Below are 23,198 nucleotides of genomic sequence, written 5' to 3'. Positions count from 1 at the left end.
CACCTACGGAAGTCTCGTCCCTGCCTTCACAGCGGGCTAAAGGCAGTGCCCGCAAATCTGAAGCATACATATTGTATCGGGATCACTTTCGGGGAAGTGGTTGGTTCGGATCCGGTAAAGAAGGAGGGGTATGGCAGTGTCTCCGACGGGATGCATTGCCCCGCCCGGGGCAGCGTGGTAAGTGAAGAAAACTCCATTCTAAAAAACGAGAAGAGGGATTACATGGTAAATGTGGTCAATACCGTTGGTGGCCCGATTGTTGCGGAGGAATTGGGAAAAACGATCAGACGAGTCAGGAGGAGGGAGTTCATTGAAACAGGTGAAGGCGATTGTATTGGGAGCGGGTGACCGGGGCACCCGGGCATATGCCCCGTATGCCCTTCAATTTCCACACGAACTGGGAATCGTGGGTGTAGCGGATCCCAACGAAGAACGGAGAAAGCAGTTTGCAGAACTCTATGGACTGAAGGTTACCCAGTGTTACGCTGACTGGGATGACCTGCTTCAACAGTCAAAAATGGCGGATGTAGCCATTATCACGACCCAGGATCAGTTGCACTATGAACCTACTATGCGCGCCCTGGAGAAGGGGTATCATGTGTTATTGGAGAAGCCGATGTCTCCAAATCCGCAGGAATGTATTCGGATGGAGCAAAAGGCAAGAAAAAAGGGGCGGCTGCTTACCATCTGTCATGTCCTGCGATATACTGCGTTCTGGTCAGGAATCAAGCGGGTGATCGACGGAGGAAACATCGGGGATGTCGTATCCATCCAGCTGAATGAAAATGTGGGGTTTTATCATTTTGCCCATAGTTTCGTCCGGGGCAATTGGAGACGTAAAGATCTCTCCAGTCCCATGATTTTGGCGAAGTCTTGTCATGATCTGGATATCCTCGCATGGCTGGTTGGTTTCCCCTGCGAACGGGTTAGCTCGTACGGTTCGTTGATGCACTTCCATGAGGAAAATGCACCGGCAGGCGCTCCCAAACGTTGTCTGGAGGGCTGCCTTGCAGAACAACAGTGTCCCTATTACGCTCCCCGATTCTATTTGGGTGAAGGAAAGAAGTGGGCCCAAAAAATAACGGAAGACTTTTCGGAAGAAGGCATTTTAAAAGCCCTTCGTACAGGTCCTTATGGTCGGTGTGTGTATCGAAGCGACAATGATGTCGTGGATCATCAGGTGGTGAACATGGAGTTTTCCAGTGGAGCAACGGCCATGTTGAGCATGTGCGGGTTCACTCATGACATCACCCGGATTGTACAAATCATGGGAACCAAAGGGGAAATCCGTGGGGATCTCATCAAAAACTGTTTCACGGTTTACGATTTCCTGACTCAGCAACAAAGCGAAGTTCGTGTACATTCTCCGGTGGACAGTCACGGGGGAGGAGACTTTGGAGCCATTCGTCAGTTTCTGCATGAGGTCCGTCACTATAACGGAACCGAAAGCCTCACCTCTGCGAAAGCATCTGTACAAAGCCATTTGATGGCTTTCGCGGCAGAGGAATCTCGCCTGAACAAAGGGAAATCCATCGAACTGCAAGAATATTATAGTCAGGTGATGCACATCCAATAAGATTGAGAGAAACCCCCACGCATTTCCGGCATCATCGGAGATAAAAACGGCGGATTGACCGATATTTGTTCCAACATACGTAAGGGGTAAAGGAGTCCTTCAGGGCTCCTTTTGATTGTGGATCACAACCGAGTTGACCCATGTTACACTTTTCAGTGAAATCTTTTTGGAAAGGAAGGGTTGGATGAACGACGCACTTTCGCGTTTTCCTTTTCCGTTCAAAAAAGGTACATACGATTATTATGCCAACAATTCCATACCGCTTCAGCCGCCGTACAGCATCGAGGTGACACCAGCGTATCAACATGAGATTCATCTGAAACGCCGTTTACTGAATAAGGCCCATTCGCGTTGTTACCAGTCCCTTTCCCACACTGAGGAGGCCCAGTGGGAAGTAGTGGAATTGGTACTGCATCATTTAACCGCTGCTTATCCAAAGGAGTTCCTGCTGCATAAAGAAAAAGATAATTGGACTTTCATCAATCAGCTGACGGGTGAGGAAGAGCGGTTTGTATTTGGTGATGCCGCCTCACTTCCGTTTGAGCCTTTGGATTTTGTCGGACGGCATGTTCAGGAAGATCTCATCCTGATGATGCAAAGAGATGCGGAGTTGTTTTTGGAAGCGGGGCAATTGTGTTTCCCTGGTAATTGGTCCCTGGTATTCAAGCTGGGAATGACGTTTCATGAAATTCACGAACCGATTCCAGGTTTTTTTGAAAGAGGAGCCGCAGATAAGATTCGAACGTTCCTCCTTCACATGGAAGCCGGCAGACCTTGGATGCGAAACAATTGGTCATTAACCGCAGGAAACTTTCTGGATACCTTTCCCGAGACGTATCACGAATGGGGAATCCATCGGCATCGGGTGACCGTGGACAATGCGGGTTCACTGATTCATTTGCGGGTGGAAGTTCAGAAGTTGTTTCGCCTTCCCGGAACACAAGGAATCTTGTTTACCATTCATACCCATATGCTACCGCTGAAACAGCTGGTCCGACAACGGGAATGGCTGCACCGTTTTACACAGGTGGTAACTCAGTTGCCGGATGAGATCGCCGATTATAAAGGAATCACACCTTATAAACAACCCTTGTTCGCGTATTTGCATAAACAAATGGAGGGGGAGAAAGAGGAGAAGAATGAAATCAGACAATGAGAAAATCGTAAACAAGTTTGTAATACAAACAAAAAGGCGAAAATTTACATTTGTACCCAACCGGCGCAAATCTATCATTTTAGCGGAAGAGACGAATTTGGAAGCGGTTGATGAGCTTTTAAGGGAGGTAAAGAATAGAGGAGCCGCTTATAGTTTGATCGATGCTGGGGAGAAGAAGGAGATTGCCGATTTATTCGCCCGCCAGAAAATCGGTACCTATTTGTATCTTGCCGGAACACCGCAAAGAATCAAGGAATGGACGGCAATGGCAGTAAAAGCGGGATTTACCGAAGAAGAGATGCAGATCGTGTGTTACGGGGCAGAAGAGCAGCGGTTGTTTTGCGCACACTGTCACCATATCCAAACCATCGGAAAAGAAGACGCTGTCCAATGTGCTCATTGCGGGATGCAGTTAGAGGTGAGCTCCCACTATTCCCGCCTTCATGATGCTTATTATGGATATATTCAGTTGCCTTGTTCGGACGGAGGGGAGAGTAGATGATTCACGGTACCCCTATTCAAACAGTGGTGAAGGAGATTGAGCAGGTAACCCCCCGAGTCAAGCGTTTCACCCTTGCGCCTGCGGATGGCAGGGAGCTGCCCCGGTTCAGCGGCGGAGCCCATATTCTCACCCGTGTAGGGGTCGGTGAACAGGTATGGCAGCGGCCCTATTCTTTATGCGGGGACCCTCACATCAGGGCGGTTTACCAGATCGCCATTCGGTTGCAGAAAAATTCCCTAGGAGGTTCCGTTTTTTGGCACCATCAAGTCCGGAAGGGACAGAAGGTAACGATCAGCTGGCCGCAAAATCATTTTCCCATGAGTCACCGGGCGAGGCATCATGTGTTTTTTGCAGCGGGTATCGGAATTACTCCCTTTCTTCCCATGATGGCGGATGCGGAAGAGAGAGGAGAGACGTTTGAGCTGCACTATGCGGCTCCCACCCGAGAGCAGTGTGCTTTTTATGATGAGATCCAAAGCAGGTATAAAGGGTGTTGCCGCTTTTATTTTTCACAGGAAGGAAAGCGCATGCGGCCGGATGTGATGAAGGATCAGTCTGTCGGCACCCATGTCTATTTCTGCGGACCGGCTGCCATGGTGGAAGCATACAGAAAAGCAGCTATCTCATACGGATACCCGCAAAAAAGTATTCACTACGAGCTTTTTATCCCTCCGGCAGTAGAAGATGCGAAACCCTTTGAGGTGGAATTGCGTCACAGCGGGAAAACGCTTCAGGTGCCGGCAGAGAAAACATTATTGGAGGTGTTGCTGAATTCCGGTGTGGAGGTCCCCTTTGCTTGCCGGATGGGGCGGTGCGGTACCTGTGCCGTTGGGGTGGCTGCAGGAGAGGTGAAGCACCGGGATGTGATTCTCAGCGACGAAGAGAAGAAGACGAAAATCGTAAGCTGTGTCTCTCGAAGCACCTCGACAAAGTTGGTGTTGGATTTTTGAGACTCCACACGCTGAAGCCGTGGGATTCTTGGGTAGTTAGCGCCCTCAGTCCTTTTCTGTTTCGGACAACTCCCAAGTTCAGGGCTGTCTCATCAGCCCATCCCATGCCGTTAGAAATGTACCCACATGGGCGGCGTACCTGCGACCAACGGAAGTGCCCGTGGTATTACCAGTACGCTAGTTCCTCTATCTTACTCTCATGGTTTTACCCAGTAGGAGAGATTGGTTCGCTACTGGAACCCCATACCATGGAGTTTACAAGGAACGAACCCACTACCCGTGGGATGAGCACCGCTCATACGTTCGATTATACCCGGTATTGGTTGCTCTTTCCACCCGAAAAGGGGTTTGAGTAACTATAAAGTGGGGTGTTCATGAGCCAGCTGCTGATAGACAATGTAGAGAAGGGCAAGGATGCCCAATATCCAGACGAGAAGAATAAGGACCCCCGCAATCCAATTCCGCGGCTTTTTCGCGAGCTGTGAATAAGCTTTCCGCCTGCTGTCCTCTAATACAGGTTCAGGGATCATCCGGATAGCAAGTGCAATTCCGAGAGGAATCAATATCAAATCATCGAGATACCCCAACAAGGGGATAAAGTCCGGGATAAGATCCACCGGGCTGAAGGCATACGCCACTACAACCACTGTCACGGCTTTGGCCCAAAAGGGTGTCCGGGGATCCTGACAGGCAAAGTATAAGGCAAACACTTCCCGCTTCATCTTTCTGGCCCATCTTTGCAAGGCTTTCATCTCCATGGTTCCTTTCATGCAGCATTCGTTCCACATTATACATGAGATACAGGGAGTGAAGGGCCAGGTATATATTCTACCTGCGTGGAAACAATGGAGATTGCCGATGCCTTTGTCGTTTGGAGGGTTTCTGATGGAAGGGATGATGTCTCACTTGGAGTGGTGGTTTGTCTATCAGGAATCGAGTCAACGGTGGAATTTGGTCAGTGTGGACAAGAACTTTTTCATGGGTGATTTGCAATTATACGATGCGGATACCGATGTGCCGCAGGTAATCAGCTGGGAAGAGTGGTATCAGCTGTACAAGTACCGGTTTGCGTGAAAACCTTCCCGAGTGGACCAGATGCCCGAAGAAACGAAGGAGCAGATCCTGAAGGATTTTGCATGTGGCCAAAACAGCCTCCGATACCTTGGCGATTAACAAACCGCCGCAGACACGGGAAGAACATCTGCTTCGCAAGTTGTGGTAGGCGGAGATGAACAGGAAGAAAACATCGCTTATTTCTGGTAAAAATGATGGCCGGGCATCATAAGACCGTAACACAACCAGCCACAGGGAGGGCTGGTTTTTTATTTTTGCTCTTGAAGAACGACCAGGTTCCTGCTAACGTAAAAATCGAAAACTTCAAACTGAAGGCAAGTGTTTATACGAGAGGATGAAACCGATGGGTACAAAGCTGAGAGTGGGCGTGATTGGAGCTGGCGGAATTGCCACCCAGGTGCATATGCCCAACTATCAACAATGCGAAGAAGCAGAGATTGTTGCAGTGGCAGACATCCATGAAGCGAAAGCACAAGCGGCAGCGGAAGAATTTCAGATTCCCCGTGTATACACGGATTACCGGGAGATGTTGGCTCACGAAGATTTGGATGCAGTGAGCGTCTGTACCCCGAATAAGTTTCACGCACCGGCGACGTTGGCGGCGCTGGAGGCGGGCTGCCATGTACTGTGTGAAAAGCCGCCGGCGATGACAACCGCGGAAGCGGAGGAGATGAGAGACACAGCACGCCGAACAGGAAAGCTTTTGACCTTCGGCCTACATTATCGTCAGAGCAGCGAAGTGTCCACGTTGAAACGGTTTGTCGACGAGGGAGAGCTGGGGAAAGTATATGCTTCCCGTGTTCATGCGGTGCGCCGCCGGGGCATTCCGGGTTGGGGTGTTTTTACCAACAAGGAGTTGCAGGGCGGAGGGCCCCTGATCGATATCGGGGTGCATATGCTGGATACGGCTTTGTATCTGATGGGGTATCCCCAGCCGACGACGGTGTTTGGAGTGACGTATCAAAAACTGGGCAATCGAAAAGGGGTCGGTCTGTTCGGGGAGTGGGACTGGCAAAATTATTCCGTTGAAGACATGGCACGCGGGATGATTACCTTCGAAAACGGAGCCTCTATTCTGCTGGAGTCGGCTTTTGCAGCGAATGTGCAGAAAGATGACGAAATGAACGTTTCTCTGATGGGAGAGCAGGGCGGTGCCGATGTTTTTCCCCTTCGCCTGTATCAAGAGAAGCATGGAGCATTGATCGATGTCACCCCGGCGTATTTGCCGGAAACGAATGCCCATAAAAATGTAGTCCATCGGTTTGTGAAAGCGTGCCAGGGACAAGCCCAGCCTTCTTTGTGCACGCCGGAACAGGGGGTAATTTTGCAGCAAATCATTGAAGCCCTGTACCGATCAGCGGAAGAGGGAGAGCCGGTAAAGGTGAGCGCCTTCAAGCCGTCTCGTGGATAACTTTCGAGGGGGTTGACTCTGGTCCTTTTTTTCATCTACGAAAGGAGGTTGTTTTCATGAAGATCGGTATTGTTGGAACCGGTTTCTCAGCACGTGCCCATGTGGAAGCGATTCGTCGCATTCCGGGCCTTGAGGTGGTTTCGGTGGTTTCTCGGTCCAAAGAGCGGGCGGAAGCGTTTGCCCGGAAGTTCGGCATTCCAAAAGCCCTAGACGGTGTGCAAGAGTTAATCGCTGATCAAGATGTGGATGCAGTGCACAATTGCACCCCCAACGACCGCCATTTTGTTGTGAATCGAGCGGTATTGGAAGGGGGGAAACCGCTGTTATCGGAAAAGCCCTTGGCCATGACTAGTGAAGAAACAGCGGAGCTGGCAGCATTGGCGGAACGCGCGGGAGTGGCGGCGGGAGTTTGCTTCAACTACCGCCATTATCCACTGGTGCGTCAGATGAAAGAGAGTATCCGGGCAAACGAGATCGGAAAGGTGCATTTGGTTCACGGCGGCTATCTGCAAGACTGGCTACTCTATGACACGGATTACAACTGGCGTCTCAGCCGGGAACAGGGAGGAGCTTCCCGGGCGATTGCGGATATCGGATCCCACTGGTGTGATACGGTCCAGTATGTGCTCGGCCAAAAAATCACTGAAGTGTTTGCCGATCTGAAAACCGTTCATCCTGTACGCTATCGGCCGCAGGAGGATGCGTCCACTTTCTCTTCTTCCAAGGAGATGGAGCAGAGTGAGGCAGTGGATATCGATACTGAGGATTGCGGCCATGTACTGGTGCACTTTTCCAATGGAGCGACCGGGGTTTTTACTGTTTCGCAAGTGAGTGCCGGCCGCAAGAACAAGCTCCACTTCGAGATCGCCGGACAACACGGGACCTTCGCCTGGGATCAGGAGCGACCCAACCAGCTGTGGATGGGGAAACGAGATGAGGCCAACCGCGTCCTGATGCGGGATCCGGCATTATTGCGGGCGGAAGCGGCAGAGATGGCCCATTATCCGGGTGGACATGAAGAAGGCTGGCCCGATGGATTGAAAAACCTGATTGCCAACTTTTATGCCGCAGTACGAGGAGAATCAAGCCAGGAAGTAGCTTCCTTTTCTGATGGACACGCAATCATGAAGATCATCGAGGCGATCCTGCAAAGTCATCAGACCCGGCAATGGGTCTCGATAGAAGGGGGGAAATGAGCTAGAACAAACCCGCCGTGTTTACGGCGGGTTACGGCGGGTTTCTGTGTACTTACTTCACTTCAACAGAGATCTCGTGGTGATCATGGATGTGATCTTTCTCCACGTGCAGTTTGACGTGATAGTTTCCTGCGGAGGGGAAGCGAAGGTTAGACGCGTAGATTCCTGCATCCGTTTCTTTCGCGTCGATATAGGTGTGCTTGGTTTGGTTATCTTTCCAAAATTCAAACTGGACATTTGCGTCTTTCAGCGGTTTCCCTTCCTGCTTCACTTGGGCGCTCCACTGAGTATTTTTTCCTGCGGTCGTTGAATCCGGCGTCTGTATGTTGATTTCCACGGAATGGGCATGTTCGCCATGATGCGCATGATGATCGGAAGCATGTTCATGATGCTGGTTTGTTTTCGGTTGCGTCTGTGAGGGTTCTTTCTGCTGCTCTTGATCCGGCGAACAGGCGGATGAAAAGGCGAGTACAGTGAAAGCCGTCAAGGATAAAAGCAGCATACGAATGGTTTTGGTCCCGTACACATCGATCGCTCCTCTGCAGCATGGCTAAATCATAGTGGCCGGGACGGTTGGCAGACCCTTCTGTTATATTCACGTAGTCGGGGTTGGAGAGATAGACGGGCAGCAAATCGGTCAGGTCTCTCTCATCCGCTTCCCGAATGATGAAGCGGGATGTGTGTAAAAGAAACATGGAAGTCAGCTCCTTTATCCTGGCATTTCAGACCACAACTCGGGCGGATTGGGCTGGTAGATACCTTTTTCCCGGTACATGAAGTGGTGAATGATGAGTTCCCGACGCAAAGTGGCGACATCTTCGTGGTATTTTTTTAATCGCTCATTGATGGTTTGTTCTGTGTAAGTTTCTCCGGGCGGGAATTCCCGCATCAAGTATTTGAGCACCATCCACCGTTTTTTTCGTTGTGCAGGGAGATGTTTCAGCTGTCCTTGCGGTGTGAAGAAGTGACGCACAATTTCCCATTCTTGCGAAGACTCTTTCATCGGACTCTCCCTCTCGACGTATTCCAGGATTGCGACGGCTTTACGCTGAAGGGCCGTTTTTTCCAAATGAAAGTAAATCGTGTTTTTCTCTCTCTTTTCCTTAACCAGCCCGGCTTCCCGCAATTTACTCATGTGGTGGGTGATGGTCGGTGGTTTTACCCCCAGCTTTCCTGCTAAAGCCTGGCCATGGAGGGGCGAGCGGGCGAGCAACGCCAGGATGCGTACACGTGTCGGGTCGGCAAGGGCTTTATGAAAAGAGACTAAGCGATCCAGTTGCATTTCGTTCCCCCTCTAATTCGATAAATAACTAATTAGATTATCATCTAATCTGAAAGCGGGGTCAAATGAAAATAAGTAAACAAGTTTGTAATACAAACCTCTTTCGATAAAAAATGCAAAGCACATATCTGCAAAAGATATGGCAAGGTAAGCAGAGAATACTCTTTTGAAGCCCTATTCGGCTTACTTTTCTTGAAAAATGGGAACCTCCTGATACCGATTGAGTACTTCCAGGGTGTTGCCGCGGGATCGGTCCATGGCGGCTTTGTTGATGCCGTGGCGGGAGGGAAGCCGGGCTTCAATGGTTTCTTTACTCCCTTGGAGGGGGAGAATGGAAAACTGCTTGTTTCCCGCTTTCAGGTATTTGTATGTGAAGGTCGGCAGGAAAGAAACGCCGTTTAGCCTGGTTTCCTTTCCCTTTTTTACGATGTCCAGATACAGCACGGCTCCGTCATTGGTGTAGGGCTTCTGCTGATCGGAGATAAAGTTGCCCAATGAGTAGGCAATCAGCTTGGTCTTGCCGTTGTGATTGATGGTTTGAAGGGGCTGCAATACATGGGGGTGGCTCCCAAGCACCACATCCGCTCCGGCCTTCAGCGTTTTGTTGGCGATATCTTTTTGCTCTTGGGAAGGCGTGCGGGCATACTCCTTGCCGAAATGGAATTGAACGACGATAAAGTCAGCGCCTTTCCTTTTGCTTTCTCGGATGTCCCTCTGAATATGGTTGAAATCGATCCTGTTCACCAGGTATTTCTTGTTACCGGGTACCGGAATTCCATTGGTCCCGTAGGTGTAAGCGGAAAAGGAAAAGCGAATGCCTGATTTGTCTACGATAACGGGTGTTTGCTGTTGCCTCTTCGGTGCTGTTCCAACCGGGTGGATCCCCCGTCGGCTCAGTTCTTGCCATGTATGCCGGACACCGGATATTCCGCCGTCCATGGCATGGTTATTGGCAGTGGAAAGAAGATCGAATCCGGCATGTTTCAGCGCATCGGCATAGGCAGCCGGTGAGCGGAACTTCGGGTACCCGGTATAGGGCGGGGCAGGGGCTAGGGTGGTTTCTAGGTTGCCGAGGGTAAGATCCGCTTGTTCCAAGTATGGGCGGATGTGCCGGAAAAAGGCGTCATACCGGTGGACACCATCTCCGGCTCGGATTTGCCTGTCATGCATCATGATGTCACCTACGGCAGCAATGCGCAGACGAATCGGTGCGGGTGCTTTTTGCTGTTGCTGAATACGGTTGCCGGAAGACAGCTGTGCGGGTTCGGATTCCATCGCCTGCAACTGTGAACCCGCAAGGAAGAGGATGAGTGCAAAAGCAGAAAGGATGGATCTGGAATTAGTCACCGGAATCACCTGCTTTTTGTCGGATTATCTTTAACATATCCAATCCGAGTCGGAAAAAGAAGGGATGAGATCATAAGTGCTTTTTCACCGCCGCGTTGACTGTCCATTCGGCACAAAGGTATAATGGACAAGTCATAAAAGGGATGGAGGGTTGAAGTTTGGTCACAACCATCAATAAAATCTCCGAGTATGTCGGACAAGAAGTAAAAATCGGCGCATGGCTTTATAATAAACGCTCCAGCGGTAAAATCCAGTTTCTCCAACTGCGGGACGGCACCGGGTTTATTCAAGGGGTGCTGGTGAAAAAGCAGGTAAGTCCGGAAGTATGGGAGCAGGCGCAAAACTTGACTCAGGAAAGTTCGCTCTACGTCACCGGGACGGTTCGACAAGATGACCGGGCGCCCAGTGGGTATGAGTTGGATGTTACCGATGTGGAACCGATCCAGGTGGCAGAAGAGTACCCCATTGCGTTGAAAGAGCACGGAGTGGAGTTTCTGATGGATCACCGTCACTTGTGGATCCGTTCACCACGGCAACGGGCGATCCTGAAGATCCGGGCAGAAATCATCCGGGCAATTCAAGATTGGCTCAACAATGAGAGCTTTACATTGGTGGATCCGCCGGTGTTGACACCGTCTTCCTGTGAAGGAACGACCAACCTCTTCCATACGAAATACTTTGATGAGGATGCTTTCCTCACCCAAAGTGGTCAGCTCTATATGGAGGCTGCTGCGATGGCGTTGGGCCGGGTCTACTCCTTCGGGCCGACGTTTCGCGCGGAAAAGTCCAAAACCCGCCGTCATTTGATCGAGTTTTGGATGATTGAACCGGAGATGGCCTTCTGTGCTCACGAGGAGAGCCTCAATATCCAGGAAAATCTGCTCTCTCATGTAGTACAGCATGTATTGAAGCATTGCGAAGCCGAATTGAAGCAGATTGGCCGGGACACGAAGCCGCTTGAAAATGTGACTGCTCCTTTCCCGCGCATTACGTACGATGAAGCGGTGGAGCTTCTCAATAAAGAGGGGATGGAGTTCAAGTGGGGTGAAGACTTCGGTGCTCCTCATGAAACGAAGATCGCGGAAAGCTTCGACAAGCCAGTCTTTATCACCCACTATCCGGTGGAAGTGAAGGCCTTTTATATGAAGCCGGACCCTGAGCGGCCGGAAGTGGCGTTGTGCGCCGACTTGATTGCCCCTGAGGGGTACGGGGAAATCATCGGCGGTAGTCAGCGGATCGACGATCCGGAATTGTTGAAACAACGCTTTGACGAACACAGGCTGCCGAAGGAAGCTTATGAATGGTACATGGATCTGCGCCGTTACGGTACGGTGCCGCATTCCGGTTTCGGATTGGGATTGGAACGGACGGTCGCCTGGATTTGCGGACTGGACCATGTGCGGGAAACGATCCCCTTCCCGCGGATGTTAAACCGCCTGTATCCGTGAAATAAGAAAAGCATCGGTGATTCACCGGTGCTTTCTCTTTTCAAGACTGTTTTTCATTGGACGAGGTTGATATAGTAGGGAAGAGAGGTGGATGGAAATGGATCGGAAAATGTCCCCCCACACTGCATTGGTACATCTGTTGGAACAGGGGTCGGTTGCCCTTCCCGTTATGCTGTTCACCGAATACAAGCGTTTGGGGCTGAGTGAAGGGGAAGTGATGCTCCTCTTGCACATTCTCATTTTCGCTGAAAAGGAAGGGACGCCGTTTCCGACGGTCAGTCAGTTGGAGGAGCGGATGAGCGTTTCTTCCGATCAGGTGGTTCGTTGGTTGCAGTCATTGGTCCGCGGCGGTTTTTTGCAGATCGAAGAGGCGGTGGAGCCGGGCGGCATCCGCAGCGAGCGCTACTCTTTATCCCCATTGCTGCAGCAATTGGCTGCTTCCTACCTCGAACGGGAAGTGAAGGCATCGACAGAAGAAACCGAAGAAGAGACTTATCAAACCTTATTCTCGCTGTTTGAACAGGAATTTGGACGTCCTTTGTCCCCGATGGAATGTGAGACGCTCACCCAGTGGCTGGATGAGGATGGTCATTCAGAAGAGTTGATCCTGGCGGCGTTGCGGGAAGCGGTGTTTTGCGGTAAGGTGAGTTTCCGTTATATCGACCGGATTTTATTGGAATGGCAGCGCAATCACATTCGCACGCCGGAAGAGGCAGTGGAACATTCCCGGCGTTTTCGACAGAAAGGCATACTCTATCAAGATAAGAAACTGGAAAAAAATACGGACTCGTTTTCGTTATACAATTGGGTGAACCAGAATTGACGGAAGCACTTGTGCTTTCGTCTATTTTTTCGTGTCATAGACATCGTGGATCTCTTCTTTGGACGCAAACCTGCCTACTATCATCCTCGGCGAAGATCGGACTTCGTCAGCAATCTCTTGCCCGTAAGGGCTCTTTTTTTGCGACAAGCGACCCGCCTTATTGTAAGAAAAGTTAACATATGTCTTTTCATATCCATATATGTATGGTATTATACCTTTAAATGTTAAGTAATATAACATGGAGGTGGCAGCTTTGGCGGTTTCTTTATCAGTGGATGCAGTATGGGTCATGCTTTGCGCAATCTTGGTCATTTTTATGCAAGCAGGGTTTGTCTTGTTGGAAACGGGTTCGACACGGATGAAGAATGCCGGACACGTGGCAGGCAAGCAGCTGCTGAGCTTTTCCGTAGCGGCACTGGCTTTTTGGGCTGTAGGATATGGATTCACTTTCGGGGAAGGCAATACATGGATCGGTTTGGAAGGATTTTTTCTGAAATTACCGACGGATCCGAAAAGTATTCCGCTGGAAGTGTCGTTTCTCTTTCAGCTCTCCTTCGTGGCTGTCTCTTTGGCAATCGCATGGGGAGGGTTTGCTGAACGGGCGAAGTTGAGTGTGTATGTGATTTTCGGTGCATTGTACACGGTGTTGATCTATCCGGCGGTAGGTCACTGGGTATGGGGAGCTGGCTGGTTGCATGAGTTGGGAAAACAAGACTTTGCCGGCTCCACGGTGGTTCATTTGCAGGGAGCAGTTGCGGCCTTTGTTGCCACTGTGATGTTGGGGCCGCGGATTGGAAAGTTCAATAAAAACGGCACCCCCAATCTGTTACCGGGGCACAATCAGGTGTACACCGTTCTGGGGGTGCTGATCATTTGGCTTGGATGGTTTGGATTTAACCCCGGCAGCACCTTGACGGCAAAAGACGGATTTTTCGGTTTTGTCGCTCTCACTACGAATCTGGCGGCGGCAGCTGGTTCCTTGACCGCCTTGGTTACGGTGCGTGTAATGACCGGAAAAGCAGACGTTACAATGATGCTCAATGGTGTGTTGGCCGCACTGGTAGCGATCACGGCTTCTTGCGCTTTCGTTGAGCCGTGGGCGGCAGTAGTGATCGGCGGCGTAGCAGGATCATTAGCGGTGTTTGCTGCGTATTCCTTCGAACGCAAAGGGATTGACGACCCGATCTACGCCTGTTCTGTGCACGGTGTCGCAGGAATCTGGGGCACGCTGTCCACGGGGATTTTCGCCTCCCCCCGCCTGGTGGAGAAAGTGGGTATCGGCGGTCCGGGATTGTTGTACGGAGGCGGGTTGAAGCAGTTGGGAGTGCAGGCATTGGGTGTGACAGCAGCTCTTCTGTATGTGGCTGTGGTTTCCTTTGTCATCCTGTGGGTCATGAAGAAAGCGATCGGTCTCCGTGTCACAGAGGAGGAAGAAGTGATGGGGCTGGATCTGAGCGAACACGGTGCTTATGGATATCCCGAACAGTTGCAGCCGCCTAAGGGAGCGATTGGGGAGCCATTGGCTGATACCGGAACGGAATCTTGATGAGCGGGATTCTGGATCGGGGGCTCTCGAAAGCCCGTCAAAGGGTGGAGGCAGGCCTGGACCTGAACGGCCTGAGAGAGATTCATCACAGTATGAGAGATGAAGCGATACAATGGCTGAAGGCGGGTTGCTCTCCCATCCAAGTGACGGAAGCTTTATCTCAGTGGCATGATTGGATTATGCAGCGGGTTATCCGCATGGCAGAAGAAAAGGAGCACGGGCCTCTTCCACGTTATTGTTGGCTCCTGTTGGGGAGCGGCGGAAGGAGAGAGGCGACTTTTTGGACCGATCAGGATCATGCATTGGTCTATGAAGCTGTAAATTCCGGGTCGGATGAGCGGTTTGCCCGATTGGCCGAAGAGGTGGCCCGCGGACTGGAACGGGCGGGGTACCCGCTATGTGAAGGAAATGTAATGGCCTCCAATCCGCGGTGGCGTGGAACGGTGGAGGAGTGGTCCAAACGGATCGATGCTTGGGTTGAGACCCCGTCTTTGGACCATACCCGGTTTTTGATGATTCTGGCTGATGGACGCCCTGTTTACGGAGCAGAGGAATTGGCTTTCCGTTTGCTGCGAAAAATGACGACGGGCATACAGCAAAATCCCGCCGCCCTCGGCAAAGAGGCGGAGCGAGCGGCTCACCAGCCGATTCCTTTGGGATGGTTTCATCATTTCTATCGGGAACGTTACGGTCCCTATGCCGGCTGTATCAATCTCAAAGCGGGAGGCTATCTGCAAATGCTGGAGGCAGTCCGGATCTGGGCCCTCCATCATGGATTGGATGCGGCTTCCACAAAGGAGAGGGTGGATCAGTTGGTGGCCAAGGGTCATTGGGAACAGGGCAAAGGAGAAGAGGTACTCCGTGCTTTTGATACCTTTCTGCAGTTTCGTCTGCGTCTGCATGCAGACCAAGAAAAACCCGCAGTAACCCCTCATCATTATTTAAATCCTACCGTGCTGTCACGGGATGAAAACAAGCAGCTGACAGATGCGATGAGGGCAGCGCGGCTGTTGCAGAAGGAGCTGCAACGAAATCGAAACCGGTGGAACAAGGGAGACAGTTGATGTGATGGATTGGAATCATCCCGTCCTGCGGTGGGTTCGCAAACGGGGGCTCTCTTTGGGAGGAGTCAACAGCGGAGATTGGAATCAGGAGGCCTTTATCCGTTCTACCATTAAAGATGCAAAAAATAGGATCGATCTCGCAACCCCGTTGAGAGAGACTCTTTTTGTAGTAGTGGACCTGGAAACCACAGGTTTTGATCCGGCAGGCGGGGATGAAATCATTGCCATTGGTGCAGTGAAAGTGAAGAATGGATCGATGCAGGATGCTAATCGCTTTCATACGCTCGTGCACCCCGGCTGTGAAATCCCCAGCCGGATCACCCGTCTCACCGGCATTTCCGATGTGGATGTGCAGGATGCTCCGTCGATTCGCACAGCGTTGGAGTCCTGGCTCCGTTTTGTCGGGAATGGAACCTTGGTTGCTTATGGAGCCCACCATGATCAAGCATTTATTCAGTCAGCCATGATGCGATGCTGGGGAACCCGCCTCAATCATCGGATGATCGATGCTTGGAGGGTGGCGCAATGCCTGCATCCGGAATGGCAGGAACACACGTTGGACTACGCCTTGGCGATGTATGATATCCCGATTCAGGGAAGGCACACAGCAGACGGCGATGCATGGATGACCGCCCGATTGTGGGAAGGGTTTATCCAGCGGTGTTCGGAGTTGAATCTGAAGATGTTGGAGGACTTGTATGCACGAATTGCCGCAATTTAACATACTAGTTTATATCACAAACAAAAACCGACTGTACACACATTCAACCAAATCAGTAAAAAACAACACCGGCGGCTCAGGTAGAGGGTAGCCGGTGTTTCAATTCCTCGATTAATTTTTCAAAACGGGATTTCCGGGATGCTTTAAAGTAGATCACCGAATGGCTGGGCAAACGATCCAGATACCTTAATAAGGCGGTACGGTTGGTGAAATGGTGAACGCAGGAACGAGTCATTCCGTTGGCAATGGCGGTTTCAGCAATGGTCCGCGCGAATTTTCCATAAGTGATCAGTTTGTAAAGCGGGAGTTTGGCGGCATATCGTCCTACCAGTCGATGGGCTGGGCGGGTGTATGAACCGAGTTCTAACATATCTCCCAGTACTGCGGTGATCGGGCGCTTTTTGGCAAAGTGACTGAGTACAGATAGTCCGGCTTTCGCCGCAGTAGGATTGGCATTCCAGGCATCATTGATAAAGAGGCTTTTGCCCGGACCTTGTATCAGTTGCAATCGCATTTTTGGAGGGGAAAAGCGAGCCAGGCCGGTCTGAATCTGCTCGGTGGTGCACCCCATGGCTCGAGCCATTCCAATAGCTGCCAAGGCGTTATAGACGTTGTGGGTGCCGAACGTTGGGATTGTAAACGTATACCGTTTCCGATCCAATCGGACATCAAACAACATGCCTCTTTGACCGAAACGGATATTCTCCCCGCGAATACTGGCAGGATTCTTGATTCCAAATGTGTGTAATTTGCCTTTGAAGCGCTTGGTGGAGAGACGGCGCGAGCGTTCACAGTCCGCATTGAGAAACAAGGTACCGCCCGGTTTCATTCCGTCGACCAGTTCCTGTTTGGCTTTGATTACCACATTCAGACCGCCCAAGCTTCCTGCATGAGCTTCGCCCACATTGGTTACGGCTCCTACATCCGGGGGAACGACTTGGCATTGGCGCCCGATATTGTTGAGGGAATTCATGCCCATTTCCAATACCAACAGTCGATGACCCGGCGACAAACGCAGCAGGTGGATGGGGAGTAGATTGTAGGTATTCAGATTGCCCAGCGTCTTCATCAAGGAAAATTTTTGTTTCAAAATGGAGGAGACCATTTCCGTTGTAGTGGACTTCCCCGCACTCCCTGTGATGCCAACTACTGGGGTGGGGAGTTGCCTCCGATTCCATAAAGCCAAACGCCATATGGCTTGATAGACATTAGATACGACAATAATTCCGGTTTCTCTGGGTATAGAGGAGGAGATCAGGCTTTTAGGGATGACGACGGCAGCGGGGCGGACGCGCTGGATCACGGCGAGTTGATCATTCCAGGATTTCGATTTGGAGTAAAAGTAAACATGGTCTTTCTTCAGGTGTTTCGGCTTCCCGATAATGGCTCCCTTGATAAGACGGCTGGAATGGCCGCGGACAAGGTTTCCGCCCATGATTCTGGCGCCTTTCATAAGGGTGACGAATTTCGTAAGAACCGCCTCCTCTGCGGGATACTATCCATCCGTGGGATACCCCCTTGGACGCATAATACATGTTTATTCGTGACAAAGGGTTTTGGCATCAGTTAGGTGCCCATATCTTGATTGAAAACACTTCCGAACACCGTACAAAGGCTCAGGGAATATACCTGAGCCTTTCCTTTGGAACCAACAAAGTGGATTGGCTGCTGCAAGTTGAATTTGGACGTTAATGGGGGCGCTTAAAGTTCTAGACTAACTTCGTGAACAGAAAAATGAAAAAGCCTGTTGCATATATGCAACAGGCTTTTTCTGGTATTAAAATTAGGTGGTTTTGTTCTTTTTCAAGTAACCTGCCAAAAGCACTCCGCCGATAATGAAGAGGATCAATCCCCATTTCAATACCGGGTTGTCTTCAAAAAAGGGCTTGGTGAATTTTTCATCCGTAATCATTTTCCCGGCAGTCCAAGCCAGCACAGCGGACCCGATATAGATGATGGATGGGTAGCGGTCAATCCATTTCAGGATAACGGTACTGCCCCATATAACTACCGGCACGCTGATCAATAAGCCGAGGATGACCAAAACATAATTGCTGTGAGCAGCTCCTGCGATGGCGAGAACGTTGTCAAGCCCCATAACGGCATCTGCAATGATAATGGTGCGGATGGCACCCCACATGGTGTCGCTGGCTTCTACGTCTTCATGATCTTTTTCTTCCACCAGCAGTTTATAAGCAATCCAGATCAGCAAAATGCCGCCAGCCAACAATAATCCTGGGATTTTCAACAACCAAACAACAGCCAGGGTAGCGGCTGCCCGAATAACGATGGCACCGACGGTTCCCCAAATAATGACCGGTTTTTGTTGATGACGCGGAAGATTTCTAGCTGCCATACCGATGACGATAGCGTTGTCACCAGCCAACACCAGGTCAATGATTACAATGGACAGTAAAGCTTGCCAAAACTCTAACGACAGTAAATCCATAGTCCCAACCTCGCTTCTCCATTATAGTATGTTTTTGACAAAAGAAAAAGACCCCTACCAAATAATGGTAAAGGTCTTGCTAACAACGTTAACGTTGCCAACAAAGCCGGGGAACATTCCCGTAATGACGACTTTGTTGTACAGCTACTCCCCTTTATCAAGGCAAAAAGGACCAATGCAATTGTAGTTTTATCATAATCCACCCCTCCATGACCGTCAAGTTAAATTTTTGAAAACAAGTTTGTATTACAGACCCATTCCCACCATGCTCGTCAGTTGCGATTTCCAGCCCAAATGATGTAACAGAGACGTATCATGTATTGGAATTTGCTTGCTTATAAGCTTTTACTTAAAATAAGCTTAGGTTCACCTTTATGATCGGTGTAAGTTCCTATAATATCAAACCCATGTTTTAAGTTAAGGATCAGCATGTTTCTCCATTTGTTTTTTGTTTTTGTCATGATTTCGGTGTATCCATTTTCTTTACACCATTGATGCTGTGTCCGCATAAGTGTAGAAGCTATACCTTTCCCTCGGTAAGCCGGGCTTACACCACCGATCCAGCTGTAAAACCGCCCTCGTTTTTCCTCATATCCGATTTTGTACCCAACAACGCACGCATCCTCCTCGGCGATTTGGATCAATGGAGATTCTTTTGTTTGAAGTACCTCCCAGGGGAGTGGTTGCTGAAAAATAGAATAGTGGAGGCTGCTTATCTCTTCCTTGACTTTTTGAGTCGGAAGTGTTTCAAATAAACAAAACTTCAAAGAGCTAAACCTCCTCTTCCGTTACCTGTTCTGGGATGAGATTCTTACACGGTTAAAAGCTTTTCGACATACTTAGCACCAAGTCCTTCAGCGTGATGAAAAATTGTATAACGCCTTTCCTTTAGTTTGTATATTTTCCGAAGTGCTGTGTGAAGTTTGGACACAAGTGATCCGATCAGAAAGGATTAGTGCTACTCATGAATCAGGTCCATACGGGATTGCAGTAGGGATTGACGGAGCGCTATGGTTACTGAGAACAAAGGATATCGAATCGGAAGAATGGTTCTCCTACATCAGATGCTGGACTCTTATTATCGTATCTGGAGCCAGCAGATAGGGAGGATAACAATAAAAGGTGAAATAACTGATTACTCGTTCCTCTTGCTAATTCAGGCCCGTTTGGAATAACAGGAGACCGGATGGTGCACTTTGGGTTTACGGAGTGGGGAAGCAACCAGATTAGCCGAATTGCGCTGGATGGAGAAATAACGGATCCAGTCAACCTGGAGTCTCCAAACATCTTCGGCTTCTTCACGAAACCGGCTTGGTTGAGGTTCGCCGAAGAGCGCAAAAACACGTGTACCAGTTACATGCCGAACCAATAGCAGAAAATCGATAATAGGCTTAAGCCGTATCGACAGTTCTGTTCCGACAGACTGGATGCTCTTGAAAAACTTCCAATCCAGACTTTACCTCAGTAGAGACGCCTGAAAAAGAAAGGATGATTTGGATGAACTCTGAATCACATGTCAATGTAAGGGTTACTCGTCAATTTAGCGTATCTCCTGAGCGAGTCTTCGACGCTTGGCTGGACCCTGTGATGATCGGCAAATGGATGTTCGGCCCTGCTTATCCTGAACGTGAAGAAGAAGTCGTGTGCATCTCTCTCGATCCGCGCGTGGGAGGCTCGTTCTCTTTCGTTGTGCGTCGACAAGGACAGGAAATTGACCACGTAGGGGAGTATCTTGAAATCGATCGGCCTCGCCGCCTCGTGTTCACCTGGGGGGTGGCGGGCGAGGAGGGAAGCAGTCGCGTGATCATCGACATCGTACCGCTGGAGAAGGGGTGCGAGCTCACCTTGACCCACGAATTGCACCAGGACTGGGCGGACTACGTGAGCCGAACCGAGAACGCCTGGACCAAGATGCTCGACGTGCTTGCCGCGACACTTAGCTAAGGGATGCAATATACCACCCGGGACCTTTAACGTACAGGGTACCGGGTGGTTATTGCATGAAATAAAGATGACAATCTACAAAAGTAAGTATTAAGCTAACGAGTGCAGGTTAGTCAAGGAGTGATTTTGGGTGTATAACATTGAGATAAGAAGACCACGAATTGAGGACACTAAAGAGCTAAATCAATTTTTTAGTACAGTCATTAAGGATACATTTGCTAGAGAAGGTTTATCGGAGTTGCTTGATGATATAGAAAATGAAATTGAAAATAAGAAACAATACTTGAAATGTGACTTTGATAGCAATGGGAAGAGTCGATATTTTTTGATATCTTCAGATAAAAATTGCAATAAAGTTATCGGTACAATTGAATATGGTCCTGCTAGTGAGCTGATTAATGTTTGCACAGATGGAGCATTGAAAGAGTTGTATGAGATAGGAACTGTATTTGTACATCCAGATTATCAAAGACGTGGTATAGGGACTTTACTTTTAAACGTAATGTTTCTTACCTTTCTGAATAGGGGAATCAAAGAATTTTGTCTGGATAGCGGATATAACAATACGCAGAAGATATGGAAGAAGAAATTTGGAGAGCCTGATTATTTGCTGAAGGATTATTGGGGTGAGGGGTGTGATCATATGATTTGGAGGAGATGCACTAATGATATGTCCATAATATTTAGTAGATGATTAAAGTTCGCTTTGAGAATATTTCATTGGCGACAAAATCGGGCTTCGCTACCTCCATCCCATGTATGAGAAACTCTAGGATCAGTCATGTGTAATGGAAAAGTCCCTGGAACATATCCAAGGACCTTATCACATCTTTATTCAATTCCGTCAAACTCTTGTTCCATAACATAGGTCATGTATTCCATAAGGTAGCGGACATTTTTCTTTTCTGTAGTAAACTACTGATGAAAATTCGATGGTGTTCACCTTATGATCTGTTTCCACCTGTATAGATGTGAATCGCGTCTCTCAGGAATTTGGTCATACCAGGCCGCTTTTCATAGTACGCCTTAAACCGTTCATCCTCTACATACATTTGGGCAAGGTTTGCGTGTGCTTCTTTGCTGTATTCGCTCCAGTAATACATCAGCCACTGCTTATGCAATTCAGCCGTTTTTTGAGCCAAGTCGCTGGCAGGATCACCGGTTTTGAACGCTTCGGCTAAAGTGGCGGTCACTTCATTCGCCAGACGCGCGGCCTCTTCAAACTCTTTTTGAGTCATGTTCTTCAGCTTTTCATTGGACTTATCAATGGCGTCGTCGCCATACTTCTCCCGAATCTCTTTCCCGTACTTTTTTTCGTTCTCATCAATCATCTGCTGCTTGAAACCTTCAAACTTCTCTTTATCGGTCATGATGATTCTCCCTTCCATTGAAGCAATTGTTTTTTCCACATTGGCGATCAGCACATCCAACCGCTTTCTTTTGTCGAGGAGTTGTTCACGGTGTTCCCGAAGAGCTTTGGCTCCGTCGTAGGAAGGGGAAGTGATGATTTCTTTAATCACCTCAAGACTGACTCCTAATTCCTTGTAAAACAGGATTTGCTGTAAACGGTCTACTTCCGCCTGACCATAGATCCGGTATCCCGACGAGTTGATTCTTGCCGGCTTCAGAATCCCGACCTCATCATAATACCGAAGCGTTCTGGCACTGATTCCCGCCAACTGGGCCAGCTTCTGCACGGTGTATTCCATGTGTTCACCTCCTGACACCATAACTGTACACCTTTACGCATACGTCAATGTCAATCCTTTTTTGGGGGAGTGTGCCCTTTTTTTAAGGGCAAACAAAAGCCGATTTCCCTTTAACAGGAAAATCGGTTCTCTTTCGGTAAAGGTAATGGGATCGGCCCCGAATTTCGTGAATCGTTAACCGTACCCCTCTAGGGGTTACCGAAAAAATTTGTACTTTAAGACGTTTGACGGCCATCTGTTCGGCTCATGGAGGGCGATGCACACATGAATTATTCAGTTACTCTCAAATAAAATATATTGACCGATTAGTCAGCATGAATTATAGTTATACTGACTTCATGGTCAGCATAATGAAAGGAGATACAGCCATTGCCTCTACAACTTTATGAAAAAGAACATATCTTGGACGCCTGTTTGGCTGTATTCGCCCATCACGGATATGAAAAGACCTCGACTGCGATGTTGGCAGAGGCGGCCGGCATATCTAAAGCCCTGATTTTTCATCATTTCAGGAGCAAGAAGGAATTGTATTTCTGTGTTTTGGATCGATGCATTGAAAAAATGAAGGCTGAACTTCGCTTTGACGATCTACCGGAATACGAGGACTTTTTTGAAGCCATAGACCGATTCAGCCGCATCAAACTTGATTACTGTAAAGAAAATCCCGAGGAGTACAAAGTGTTGACGGAAGCCTTTTATGCGACGCCGAAAGAACTGAAGGCGGATATTGAAGAAAAAATGGGTTCACTGATGGCCAACAGGAATAAGGTTTTGGAACGTTTGTTTGAGAAAGTCACTCTCAAAGAAGGTGTGGACCGCAGTCAGGCATTTGAACTGATCTGGATCATATTGAAACATTTGGAAGACAAGCTCTTAACGGAGGTAGCGGATAAAACCAACTTGGATGAAAAATATATGGAACGCATTATCGACGAGATGAACCGTTTTCTAGCCATGATCCGATATGGAATAGAACGGTAAATACAAAGGAGAGATATCG

General features: G+C 49.3%; 24 protein-coding genes. 16 read left to right on the top strand and 8 right to left on the bottom strand.

Annotated features, from left to right (window positions below; genetic code table 11):
* The first annotated feature begins 45 nt into the window (after positions 1-45).
* The 5 genes from IEW70_RS05985 (at position 46) to IEW70_RS05965 (ending at position 4,184) form a co-directional block, all read left to right on the top strand.
* A complete protein-coding gene (locus IEW70_RS05985; protein WP_188647007.1) occupies positions 46-348 on the top strand; it encodes a hypothetical protein in 303 nt (100 codons plus the stop codon).
* The gene (locus IEW70_RS05980; RefSeq protein WP_188647006.1) at positions 311-1,576 is read left to right on the top strand and encodes a Gfo/Idh/MocA family protein; all 1,266 of its coding nucleotides are present in this window, start codon (positions 311-313) and stop codon (positions 1,574-1,576) included. The genes IEW70_RS05985 and IEW70_RS05980 overlap by 38 nt, the downstream gene beginning before the upstream one ends.
* Positions 1,577-1,760: 184 nt before the next feature.
* Positions 1,761-2,732 (top strand): heme-dependent oxidative N-demethylase family protein, encoded by a 972-nt coding sequence (locus IEW70_RS05975; protein ID WP_188647005.1) that lies wholly within the window; start codon positions 1,761-1,763, stop codon positions 2,730-2,732.
* Positions 2,716-3,234, top strand: coding sequence for a dimethylamine monooxygenase subunit DmmA family protein (locus IEW70_RS05970; protein ID WP_188647004.1), 519 nt, complete (start codon positions 2,716-2,718; stop codon positions 3,232-3,234). Before IEW70_RS05975 ends, IEW70_RS05970 begins: the two co-directional genes overlap by 17 nt.
* The gene (locus IEW70_RS05965; protein WP_188647003.1) at positions 3,231-4,184 is read left to right on the top strand and encodes a PDR/VanB family oxidoreductase; all 954 of its coding nucleotides are present in this window, start codon (positions 3,231-3,233) and stop codon (positions 4,182-4,184) included. The genes IEW70_RS05970 and IEW70_RS05965 overlap by 4 nt, the downstream gene beginning before the upstream one ends.
* Positions 4,185-4,540: 356 nt before the next feature.
* On the opposite strand, the gene IEW70_RS05960 is transcribed toward IEW70_RS05965, so the two are convergent.
* Positions 4,541-4,954: a YkvA family protein gene (locus IEW70_RS05960; RefSeq protein WP_229751842.1), complete on the bottom strand. Its 414-nt coding sequence runs from the start codon at positions 4,952-4,954 to the stop codon at positions 4,541-4,543.
* Between the two features lie 115 nt (positions 4,955-5,069).
* Between IEW70_RS05960 and IEW70_RS05955 the strand changes: the two genes are divergently transcribed.
* From IEW70_RS05955 to IEW70_RS05945, 3 genes are all read left to right on the top strand, one after another.
* Entirely contained in the window at positions 5,070-5,258 is a 189-nt protein-coding gene (locus tag IEW70_RS05955) for a hypothetical protein (RefSeq protein WP_188647002.1), read from the top strand.
* Positions 5,259-5,601: 343 nt separating this feature from the next.
* Positions 5,602-6,669 (top strand): Gfo/Idh/MocA family protein, encoded by a 1,068-nt coding sequence (locus IEW70_RS05950; RefSeq protein ID WP_188647001.1) that lies wholly within the window; start codon positions 5,602-5,604, stop codon positions 6,667-6,669.
* Between the two features lie 56 nt (positions 6,670-6,725).
* A complete protein-coding gene (locus tag IEW70_RS05945) occupies positions 6,726-7,865 on the top strand; it encodes a Gfo/Idh/MocA family protein (RefSeq protein ID WP_188647000.1) in 1,140 nt (379 codons plus the stop codon).
* A gap of 52 nt (positions 7,866-7,917) precedes the next feature.
* On the opposite strand, the gene IEW70_RS05940 is transcribed toward IEW70_RS05945, so the two are convergent.
* The 3 genes from IEW70_RS05940 to IEW70_RS05930 all read right to left on the bottom strand — a co-directional run bounded on the left by IEW70_RS05940 (position 7,918) and on the right by IEW70_RS05930 (position 10,494).
* Positions 7,918-8,391, bottom strand: coding sequence for a FixH family protein (locus IEW70_RS05940; RefSeq protein WP_188646999.1), 474 nt, complete (start codon positions 8,389-8,391; stop codon positions 7,918-7,920).
* Between the two features lie 183 nt (positions 8,392-8,574).
* A complete protein-coding gene (locus tag IEW70_RS05935) occupies positions 8,575-9,147 on the bottom strand; it encodes a DUF2087 domain-containing protein (protein WP_188646998.1) in 573 nt (190 codons plus the stop codon).
* A gap of 183 nt (positions 9,148-9,330) precedes the next feature.
* On the bottom strand, positions 9,331-10,494 hold the full coding sequence (locus IEW70_RS05930; protein ID WP_188646997.1) for a CapA family protein: 1,164 nt from the start codon (positions 10,492-10,494) through the stop codon (positions 9,331-9,333).
* Between the two features lie 158 nt (positions 10,495-10,652).
* On the opposite strand from IEW70_RS05930, the gene asnS reads away from it, so the two are divergent.
* The 5 genes from asnS to IEW70_RS05905 all read left to right on the top strand — a co-directional run bounded on the left by asnS (position 10,653) and on the right by IEW70_RS05905 (position 16,096).
* The gene (gene asnS / locus IEW70_RS05925; protein WP_188646996.1) at positions 10,653-11,942 is read left to right on the top strand and encodes an asparagine--tRNA ligase; all 1,290 of its coding nucleotides are present in this window, start codon (positions 10,653-10,655) and stop codon (positions 11,940-11,942) included.
* A gap of 97 nt (positions 11,943-12,039) precedes the next feature.
* Positions 12,040-12,765: a DnaD domain-containing protein gene (locus tag IEW70_RS05920; protein WP_229751841.1), complete on the top strand. Its 726-nt coding sequence runs from the start codon at positions 12,040-12,042 to the stop codon at positions 12,763-12,765.
* A 238-nt stretch (positions 12,766-13,003) separates the two neighbouring features.
* On the top strand, positions 13,004-14,311 hold the full coding sequence (locus tag IEW70_RS05915; RefSeq protein WP_188646995.1) for an ammonium transporter: 1,308 nt from the start codon (positions 13,004-13,006) through the stop codon (positions 14,309-14,311).
* Positions 14,311-15,375 carry a DUF294 nucleotidyltransferase-like domain-containing protein gene (locus IEW70_RS05910; protein WP_188646994.1) on the top strand — a complete coding sequence of 355 codons (1,065 nt, stop codon included), beginning with the start codon at positions 14,311-14,313 and terminating at the stop codon, positions 15,373-15,375. Before IEW70_RS05915 ends, IEW70_RS05910 begins: the two co-directional genes overlap by 1 nt.
* A 4-nt stretch (positions 15,376-15,379) precedes the next feature.
* Positions 15,380-16,096, top strand: a complete 717-nt coding sequence (locus tag IEW70_RS05905) for an exonuclease domain-containing protein (RefSeq protein ID WP_229751854.1) — start codon at positions 15,380-15,382, stop codon at positions 16,094-16,096.
* Between the two features lie 76 nt (positions 16,097-16,172).
* Here the strand turns inward: IEW70_RS05905 and IEW70_RS05900 are convergent, their stop codons facing one another.
* From IEW70_RS05900 to IEW70_RS05890, 3 genes are all read right to left on the bottom strand, one after another.
* On the bottom strand, positions 16,173-17,531 hold the full coding sequence (locus tag IEW70_RS05900) for a UDP-N-acetylmuramoyl-tripeptide--D-alanyl-D-alanine ligase (RefSeq protein WP_188646992.1): 1,359 nt from the start codon (positions 17,529-17,531) through the stop codon (positions 16,173-16,175).
* A 348-nt stretch (positions 17,532-17,879) separates the two neighbouring features.
* A complete protein-coding gene (locus tag IEW70_RS05895; RefSeq protein WP_188646991.1) occupies positions 17,880-18,545 on the bottom strand; it encodes a TerC family protein in 666 nt (221 codons plus the stop codon).
* A gap of 335 nt (positions 18,546-18,880) precedes the next feature.
* Positions 18,881-19,312 (bottom strand): GNAT family N-acetyltransferase, encoded by a 432-nt coding sequence (locus tag IEW70_RS05890; protein WP_188646990.1) that lies wholly within the window; start codon positions 19,310-19,312, stop codon positions 18,881-18,883.
* Between the two features lie 730 nt (positions 19,313-20,042).
* Here IEW70_RS05890 and IEW70_RS05885 point away from each other — a divergent pair.
* Together IEW70_RS05885 and IEW70_RS05880 are read left to right on the top strand one after the other, a co-directional pair.
* Positions 20,043-20,489 (top strand): SRPBCC family protein, encoded by a 447-nt coding sequence (locus IEW70_RS05885; RefSeq protein WP_188646989.1) that lies wholly within the window; start codon positions 20,043-20,045, stop codon positions 20,487-20,489.
* 130 nt (positions 20,490-20,619) lie between these two features.
* Positions 20,620-21,183, top strand: coding sequence for a GNAT family N-acetyltransferase (locus tag IEW70_RS05880; RefSeq protein ID WP_188646988.1), 564 nt, complete (start codon positions 20,620-20,622; stop codon positions 21,181-21,183).
* A gap of 250 nt (positions 21,184-21,433) precedes the next feature.
* On the opposite strand, the gene IEW70_RS05875 is transcribed toward IEW70_RS05880, so the two are convergent.
* Positions 21,434-22,198, bottom strand: a complete 765-nt coding sequence (locus IEW70_RS05875) for a MerR family transcriptional regulator (RefSeq protein ID WP_188646987.1) — start codon at positions 22,196-22,198, stop codon at positions 21,434-21,436.
* A gap of 369 nt (positions 22,199-22,567) precedes the next feature.
* Between IEW70_RS05875 and IEW70_RS05870 the strand changes: the two genes are divergently transcribed.
* Positions 22,568-23,179 (top strand): TetR/AcrR family transcriptional regulator, encoded by a 612-nt coding sequence (locus tag IEW70_RS05870; RefSeq protein ID WP_188646986.1) that lies wholly within the window; start codon positions 22,568-22,570, stop codon positions 23,177-23,179.
* Positions 23,180-23,198 lie beyond the last annotated feature (19 nt).

Origin of the sequence: Marinithermofilum abyssi, from assembly GCF_014641195.1 — a bacterium.
In the GTDB taxonomy this organism is placed as follows: Bacteria; Bacillota; Bacilli; order Thermoactinomycetales; family DSM-45169; genus Marinithermofilum; species Marinithermofilum abyssi.
The sequence above is the reverse complement of the archived record's forward strand: the minus strand, read 5'-3'. Positions and strand labels throughout refer to the sequence as shown.